We start from the raw sequence: 7,827 nt of genomic DNA on the forward strand, positions 1-7,827 counted from the left end.
GTCCGGGCCCCTCGGGGGTGTTACGGGGGTACTGCTACTGGTTCTGGTTCTCACCGCGGTAGAACTCGAACACCCAGCCGAACAGGCCGACCAGGATCAGCGGAGCCGAGAAGTACAGGATCCACCAGCCCATCGCGATGGAGAGGAAGGCGAGCGCGCCACCGACGGCCAGCGAGAGCGGCTGCCAGCTGTGGGGGGCGAAGAAGCCCACCTCGCCGGCCTCGTCCGCGACGTCGGCCTCCTTGTTGTCCATGGCCATCTCGTCGACACGCCGGGCCGTGAAGGCCAGGTAGTAGCCGACCATGATGCAGAGACCGAAGGCCAGGAACAGCGCCGTCGTACCGACCGGCTCCTTCGACCACACGCCGTAGAGGATGGCCATGGCGAGCACGAAGATGCTCAGCCAGATGAACAACCTGCCCTGGAACTTCACTTGCCGGCCTCCTTGCCACCCGTGAGGGCCACGGCCTCGTGCGGCTTGTTCTCGAGCTGGTCGACCGCCGCGATCTCAGGGTGGTGCAGGTCGAACGCCGGGGATTCGGAACGGATCCGCGGCAGGGTGAGGAAGTTGTGCCGCGGCGGCGGGCAGGAGGTCGCCCATTCGAGCGAGCGGCCGTAGCCCCACGGGTCGTCGACCTCGATCTTCTTGCCGTACTTGGCGGTCTTCCACACGTTGTAGAGGAACGGGAGGATCGACAGACCGAGCAGGAACGAGGAGATCGTCGAGATCGTGTTGAGCGCGGTGAAGCCGTCGGCGTCGAGGTAGTCCGCGTAACGACGCGGCATGCCTTCGGCACCCAGCCAGTGCTGCACCAGGAACGTGCCGTGGAAGCCGATGAACAGCGTCCAGAACGTGATCTTGCCGAGTCGCTCGTCCAGCATCTTGCCCGTGAACTTCGGCCACCAGAAGTGGAAGCCGGCGAACATCGCGAAGACCACGGTGCCGAAGACGACGTAGTGGAAGTGCGCGACGACGAAGTACGAGTCGGAGACGTGGAAGTCCATCGGCGGCGAGGCCAGGATGACACCGGTCAGACCACCGAAGGTGAAGGTGATCAGGAAGCCGATCGTCCAGAGCATCGGTGTCTCGAAGGACAACGAGCCCTTCCACATCGTTCCGATCCAGTTGAAGAACTTCACGCCCGTCGGTACGGCGATGAGGAACGTCATGAAGGAGAAGAACGGTAGGAGGACGCCACCGGTGACGTACATGTGGTGGGCCCACACGGTCACGGAGAGACCGGCGATCGCGATCGTCGCGGCGATCAGACCGATGTAGCCGAACATCGGCTTGCGGCTGAAGACCGGGATGACCTCGGAGACGATGCCGAAGAACGGCAGCGCGATGATGTACACCTCGGGGTGTCCGAAGAACCAGAAGAGGTGCTGCCAGAGCAGGGCACCGCCGTTGGACGCGTCGAAGATGTGCGAGCCGAACTTGCGGTCGGACTCCAGCGCGAAGAGCGCGGCGGCGAGCACCGGGAAGGCGAGCAGGACCAGCACACCGGTCAGCAGCACGTTCCAGGTGAAGATCGGCATACGGAACATCGTCATGCCGGGAGCGCGCATGCAGATGATCGTGGTGATGAAGTTGACCGAGCCGAGGATCGTGCCGAAGCCGGAGAAGGCCAGACCCATGATCCACATGTCGGCGCCGACACCCGGCGAGCGGACGGCGTCCGACAGCGGGGAGTAGGCGAACCAGCCGAAGTCGGCCGCACCCTGCGGGGTGAGGAAGCCGGCCACCGCGATGATCGAGCCGAAGAGGTACAGCCAGTACGCGAACATGTTCAGCCGCGGGAACGCCACGTCGGGCGCGCCGATCTGCAGCGGCATGATCCAGTTCGCGAATCCGGCGAACAGCGGCGTCGCGAACATCAGCAGCATGATCGTGCCGTGCATCGTGAACGCCTGGTTGAACTGCTCGTTCGACATGATCTGCGTGCCCGGACGGGCCAGCTCGGCGCGCATGAAGAGCGCCATCAGACCGCCGATGCAGAAGAAGACGAACGACGTGACGAGGTACAGCGTGCCGATCGTCTTGTGGTCGGTGGTCGTCAGCCACTTCACCACGACGTTGCCGGGCTGCTTGCGCCGAACCGGGAGCTCGTTCTCGTACGAGTCCTCAGCCGCGGCCGCACCCTGGGGTTCGTTGAGGATGCTCACAGTTGGTTCTTCTCCGCATTCCTGGCCGGGTCCGTCTGCTCGATGCCGGACGGGATGTAGCCGGTCTGCCCCTTCTCCGCCAGCTCCTTCAGGTGCTGCTGGTAGCGCTCCGGAGAGACCACCTTGACGTTGAAGAGCATCCGGGAGTGGTCGACACCGCAGAGCTCGGCGCACTTGCCGAGGAAGGTGCCCTGCTTGTTCGGGGTCACCTCGAAGACGTTGGTGTGACCCGGGATGACGTCCTGCTTGAACAGGAAGGGGACCACCCAGAAGGAGTGGATGACGTCACGGGAGGTCAGGACGAACCGGACCTTCTCACCCTCGGGCAGCCACAGGGTCGGGCCCGGGTTGCCGGTCTGCGGGTTCCGGTCACCGGGGATACCGGCGTCGTAGACACCGCCGGCGTTCGCCGGGAACTGGTCCTGGTACTTGTCCGGAATGGCGTCGAGGTTCGGGGCCGTCTGCGCGTCACCCGTCACACCCGGCACGTTCTCGATGTAGTTGAAGCCCCAGCTCCACTGGTAGCCGACCACGTTGATCGTGTGGGCCGGCTTGTCGGCGAGCGAAAGGAGCTTCGACTCGTCGCGCGCGGTGAAGTAGAAGAGCACCGACACGATGATGAGCGGAGTGACCGTGTACAGCGCCTCGATGGGCATGTTGTACCGCGTCTGCGGCGGTACCTCGACCTTGGTGCGGCTGCGCCGGTGGAAGATGACGGACCACAGGATCAGCCCCCAGACCAGCACGCCCGTGACGAGCGCAGCCGCCCACGAGCCCTGCCAGAGGGAGAGGATCATGGGAGCCTCTTCCGTGACCGGGGTGGGCATACCAAGGCGGGGGAAGTCTTCCCAGTTGTACGAGCAGCCGGTGGCTGTCGCCAGGATCAGGCCCGCAGTCAGCACCTGCGGCAGCTTCCGCCGCATCGGGCGCCGAGACGTGGGGGTACCACCCGCGCCTTGGCTGCGGGGGAGGTCGGAGCCGTTGGGACTCACGTAGCGCCTTCCCGAGAGTCTCGGCCCGCGCTGGTCGGCTACGGCCGCCTCGCTGGTCGGTCGCCGCCCCGGCCGCGGGCAGGGGTTTGGATGTTTATGCGGACCAAACCCTACTGGACGCTATTTGGGGTCGCGCGGGGAGGGTGCCCAACGCGCCGTCCGACTCCCCGAAGGGGTGGACGGGACCATTCCGCGGAGGGTCTCCGAGGGGGTCCCCGGCGCGCGATCGGCGGTGCGGGACGGGCATCTGACGTGGGGGCACCTCCAGACCCACCGGGCCTGGGGGGACTTACGAGTGCGGCGCACTACCGTGGTCCGGTGCCCTACTTCGACGCCGCCTCATCCGCCCCGCTGCACCCCGTCGCCCGTCAGGCGCTGCTTGCCTCCCTGGACGAGGGCTGGGCCGATCCGGCCCGGCTCTACCGCGAGGGGCGCCGGGCCCGACTGCTCCTGGACGCGGCGCGGGAGGCCGCCGCGGAGGCGGTCGGCTGCCGCCCCGACGAGTTGGTGTTCACTCCTTCGGGGACACGCGCGGTTCACGCCGGAATCTCCGGCGCCCTCGCGGGGCGTCGGCGTGTCGGAACGCGGCTCGTGGTGTCGGCGGTCGAACACTCCTCCGTCTTGCACGCGGGCGAGGCGCTTGCGGCGGCGGGCGGTTCGCTGACGGAGGTCCCGGTGGGCCGGTCCGGCGCGGTCGACCCATCGTCGTTCGCCGCGGCCCTGACCGAAGGGACGGCCCTGGCGTGTCTGCAGTCCGCCAACCACGAGGTGGGGACCGTGCAGCCGGTGGGCGAGGTCGCGGACGCATGCCGGGAGACGGGGGTGCCGCTGCTCGTGGACGCGGCGCAGTCGCTGGGGTGGGGGCCGGTGGAGGGCGGCTGGTCGCTGCTCGCGGCGAGTGCGCACAAATGGGGCGGACCGTCGGGAGTGGGGCTGCTCGCGGTACGGAAGGGGGTGCGGTTCGCGCCCCAAGGGCCCGCGGACGAGCGGGAGTCGGGGCGGGCGGCCGGTTTCGAGAACCTGCCGGCGATCGTGGCGGCCGCGGCGTCGCTGCGGGCGGTACGGGCGGAAGCGGCCGCCGAGGCGACACGGCTGCGCGGCCTGGTGGACCGGATCCGCGCGCGGGTTCCGGAGCTCGTGCCGGATGTGGAGGTGGTGGGCGACCCGGTGCGCCGGCTCCCCCATCTCGTCACCTTCTCCTGTCTCTATGTCGACGGGGAGACCCTGTTGCACGAGCTGGACCGGGAGGGTTTCTCCGTTTCGTCCGGTTCGTCGTGCACCAGCTCGACGCTGACGCCCAGCCATGTGCTGCGCGCGATGGGGGTGCTGAGCGAGGGCAACGTCCGGGTGTCGCTGCCGTTCGGGACGCCGGAGGCGGACGTGGACCGCTTCCTGGAGGTGCTCCCGGGCGTGGTCGCGGGGGTACGGGAGCGGCTGGGCGCCCCTGCGGCGGTGACCGGCGCGGGTGCCACGGGCTCGCTCGTGGTGGACGCGCTGGGCAAGCGCTGCCCGATCCCGGTCATCGAACTCGCGAAGGTGATCTACGACGTCCCGGTCGGCGGCACGGTGACGGTGCTGGCCGACGACGAGGCGGCCCGTCTGGACATCCCGGCATGGTGCGAGATGCGCGGCCAGGAGTACGTGGGCGAGGAGCCCTCACCGAAGGGCGGCACGGCGTACGTGGTGCGCCGGGTGGCATAGGCGGGGAGTCACCGCCCGGACCCCGCGGCCCGGGCGGCATGTGCCGTCCGGGCCGGGGATGGGTGTGGGGCCGCGGGGCCCCGATGTCAGGCCAGGTGCGCCTGGACCTCGGTCGCGGCCTCGTCGCCGTACGCCTTGGTGAAGCGCTCCATGAAGTTCGCGCGGCGCAGCGTGTACTCCTGGGTGCCCAGGGTCTCGATCACCAGCGTCGCGAGCATGCAGCCGACCTGGGCCGCGCGCTCCAGGCTGACGCCCCAGGACAGACCGGTCAGGAAGCCCGCGCGGAACGCGTCACCGACGCCCGTCGGGTCGACCTTGGCGTCCTCCTCCGCACAGCCGACCTCGATGGTCTCCCCGCCCTTGCTCTCGATGCGCACACCGCGCGAGCCGAGCGTGGTGACCCGGTGGCCGACCCGGCCGAGGATCTCCTCGTCGGTCCAGCCGGTCTTGGACTCGATGAGGCCCTTCTCGTACTCGTTGGAGAAGAGGTACGTGGCGCCGTCCAGGAGCGTGCGGATCTCCTGGCCGTCCATCCGCGCGATCTGCTGGGAGAAGTCCGCGGCGAAGGGGATGCGCCGCGTCTTGCACTCCTCGGTGTGGCGCAGCATCGCCTCGGGGTCGTCGGCGCCGATCAGGACCAGGTCGAGGCCGCCCACGCGGTCGGCGACGGCCTTCAGCTCGATCTGCCGGGCCTCGCTCATCGCGCCCGTGTAGAAGGAGCCGATCTGGTTGTGGTCCTTGTCCGTGGTGCAGACGAACCGGGCGGTGTGCAGGACCTCGGAGATCCGCACGGAGCCGGTGTCGACGCCGTGGCGGTCCAGCCAGGCGCGGTACTCGTCGAAGTCGTAGCCCGCGGCTCCCACGAGGATCGGGTTGCCGCCGAGCTGGCCCATGCCGAAGCAGATGTTCGGGCCGACGCCTCCCCTTCTGATGTCGAGGTTGTCGACGAGGAAGGAGAGAGAGACCGTGTGGAGCTGGTCCGCTACGAGCTGGTCTGCGAACCGGCCGGGGAAGGTCATGAGGTGGTCGGTGGCGATGGAGCCGGTGACTGCGATACGCACGGCTGGGCGCTCCTGCGGGACGGAAAGGGGTTGACAGTTCACGCTACCGGGTGGGAGGCGCCCTGCCGAACAGTGGAAACTACCCCAGAGTAGGTCTTTTCCCTGGAGTCATGGCGTGCGTACGGTGCGCGTATGTCCACGTACCCCGCTCCTCGTGAGCATCAGGAGTCCGAGTTCAGCCTGGCCCAGCTGCGCGGAGACAGTGCGCGCATGGCCCCCCACTGGGTGGTTCCGGCGGCCGACGCCCCCGCCCCCGTCTCCCCCGCACTGATCCACGGCGTGGTCGTCCCGCCCGCCTCTGCGCGGCTGATCGACGCCACCTCCGAATACGGCGACTGAGGGACGGAACCACCCGCTCGCCCATTCCGTCCCACTGATGTCTCCCGGGGAGATGTCTTCCGGGTCAGGGACGAAGGAGCGATGTGGTGAGCGGTACGGAGAACCGGCGGATGCGGCACCGGCCGATGCTCGTCGCCTCGGTGGCGGCGAGCGTCCTGCTCGTCGGGGGCGGCGGGGTGTATCTCGCCGCCACGGCGGCCGACGGCGATGCCACCCGGCCCGCCGGTGCGGCCGCTCCCCCGCCGCTGAAGCTCGACGACAAGAGCGGCAGCGACGGCGGGCCCGGTATCGCGCCGGGTGAGCCCGACCCGAACGGCAGTGGCGCCGTCTACAAGGCCAAGGGCCCGCTGCCCCAAGGGCCCTCCTCGGCCGCGGTCCATCGGCCCGAGGGCCGGGTCACCCCGGCGGAGGTGACCCGGCTGGCGCAGGCGCTCGGCATCGCGGGCGCGCCACGTCTCGAGGGCGGGGTCTGGAAGATCGCGCCGGAGAAGGACGGCTCCGGGCTGCGGCTCGATGTGGCGGCCGAGGCGCCGGGCAGCTGGACCTTCTCCCGCTACGACGGGGGCCCGGTCGGCGACACCTGCCTGAAGGGCAAGGCGTGCCCGCCTCCGGGCGAGACGAAGCCTCCGAGCGGTGGGCCGGTGAGCGAGGCGGCGGCGAGGGCGGCGGCCACTCCCGTACTGAAGGCGATCGGCCAGGAGGACGCGAAGCTGGACACGAGCCAGCTGATGGGCGCGGTACGGGTGGTCAACGCCGATCCGGTGGTCGGCGGGCTGCCGACCTACGGCTGGTCGACCGGGATCCATGTCGGACCCGGGGGTGAGCTGGTCTCGGGCAGCGGACAGCTGAAGGACCCGGTGAAGAGCGACAGCTATCCGGTGGTCGGGGCGGAGAAGGCCCTGGAGGAGCTGAACAAGGCGTCCTCCGGGCCGGGCTCGATCGGCATCGGCGGCTGTGCGACGGATCCGCCGGCCGGCACGGAGGGCGGCGCGGACACTCCGGCGACGACCTGCAAGCCGGACGCGAAGCCGAAGGAGCTGGCGGTCACGGGCGCGGTCTTCGGGCTCGCGTCGCAGTTCGTGGACGGTGAGCGGGCGCTCGTACCGTCGTGGCTGTTCCGGGTGGAGGCGGAGGCCGGCGCGAAGCCGTACACGGTCGTACGGACGGCGGTGGCTCCCGAGCATCTGGCGCCCCCGGCCAAGCCCAGTCCGACGCCGCCCCCGACGCAGGACCCGGGAGAGGGCACGGCGCCCGAGCGACAGCTCACGTCGTACCGGGTCGACGGCTCCGGCACGAAGCTGTCGGTGACCTTCTGGGGCGGGGTGTGCAGCGAGTACACGGCGACGGCCAAGGAGCGGGCGGACAAGGTCGCCGTGCAGGTGACCGAGCGGCCGATCGATCCGGGCCGGGCATGCATCGCCATCGCGGTGGAGGTCACCCGGACGGTGACCCTTGAGCAGCCGCTGGGCGGCCGTACGGTCGTGGACGCGAGCGGGGAGCCCGTACCGCGTCAGTGAGGCGCGCAGAGCGGCACACGTACGAAGGCGGCCGCCCCGGTAGTCCGGGGC

The 7,827-nt window shown here is 69.6% G+C and carries 7 protein-coding genes; 3 read left to right on the forward strand and 4 right to left on the reverse strand.

Features of this window, described 5'->3' with window-relative positions; genetic code table 11:
- Positions 1-34: 34 nt before the first annotated feature.
- Genes ACFQ7Q_RS36840 through coxB form a run of 3 tightly spaced genes read right to left on the reverse strand, consistent with a single transcriptional unit; the run spans position 35 to position 3,158 of the window.
- Positions 35-433, reverse strand: a complete 399-nt coding sequence (locus tag ACFQ7Q_RS36840) for a cytochrome c oxidase subunit 4 (RefSeq protein WP_383563220.1) — start codon at positions 431-433, stop codon at positions 35-37.
- Positions 430-2,166, reverse strand: a complete 1,737-nt coding sequence (ctaD, locus tag ACFQ7Q_RS36845) for a cytochrome c oxidase subunit I (protein WP_383563223.1) — start codon at positions 2,164-2,166, stop codon at positions 430-432. The genes ACFQ7Q_RS36840 and ctaD overlap by 4 nt, the downstream gene beginning before the upstream one ends.
- Positions 2,163-3,158 carry a cytochrome c oxidase subunit II gene (gene coxB / locus ACFQ7Q_RS36850; RefSeq protein ID WP_383563226.1) on the reverse strand — a complete coding sequence of 332 codons (996 nt, stop codon included), beginning with the start codon at positions 3,156-3,158 and terminating at the stop codon, positions 2,163-2,165. The genes ctaD and coxB overlap by 4 nt, the downstream gene beginning before the upstream one ends.
- Before the next feature lie 318 nt (positions 3,159-3,476).
- On the opposite strand from coxB, the gene ACFQ7Q_RS36855 reads away from it, so the two are divergent.
- Positions 3,477-4,859 (forward strand): cysteine desulfurase/sulfurtransferase TusA family protein, encoded by a 1,383-nt coding sequence (locus ACFQ7Q_RS36855; RefSeq protein ID WP_383563229.1) that lies wholly within the window; start codon positions 3,477-3,479, stop codon positions 4,857-4,859.
- A gap of 86 nt (positions 4,860-4,945) precedes the next feature.
- Here the strand turns inward: ACFQ7Q_RS36855 and ACFQ7Q_RS36860 are convergent, their stop codons facing one another.
- Complete coding sequence (locus ACFQ7Q_RS36860; RefSeq protein ID WP_383563232.1) at positions 4,946-5,920, reverse strand: carbohydrate kinase family protein; 975 nt, start codon at positions 5,918-5,920, stop codon at positions 4,946-4,948.
- Positions 5,921-6,052: 132 nt separating this feature from the next.
- On the opposite strand from ACFQ7Q_RS36860, the gene ACFQ7Q_RS36865 reads away from it, so the two are divergent.
- Both ACFQ7Q_RS36865 and ACFQ7Q_RS36870 read left to right on the forward strand, forming a co-directional pair.
- Positions 6,053-6,259 carry a hypothetical protein gene (locus tag ACFQ7Q_RS36865; protein WP_329121435.1) on the forward strand — a complete coding sequence of 69 codons (207 nt, stop codon included), beginning with the start codon at positions 6,053-6,055 and terminating at the stop codon, positions 6,257-6,259.
- An 86-nt stretch (positions 6,260-6,345) separates the two neighbouring features.
- Positions 6,346-7,776, forward strand: coding sequence for a hypothetical protein (locus ACFQ7Q_RS36870; protein WP_383563236.1), 1,431 nt, complete (start codon positions 6,346-6,348; stop codon positions 7,774-7,776).
- The last annotated feature ends 51 nt before the right edge of the window (positions 7,777-7,827 follow it).

This window comes from Streptomyces sp. NPDC056527 (assembly GCF_042794475.1).
Classification (GTDB): Bacteria; Actinomycetota; Actinomycetes; order Streptomycetales; family Streptomycetaceae; genus Streptomyces.

Coding starts and splice junctions, on each gene's coding strand:
- ACFQ7Q_RS36865 (WP_329121435.1), top strand. CDS start 6,053: ATGTCCACGTACCCCGCTCCTCGTGAGCATCAGGAGTCCGAGTTCAGC.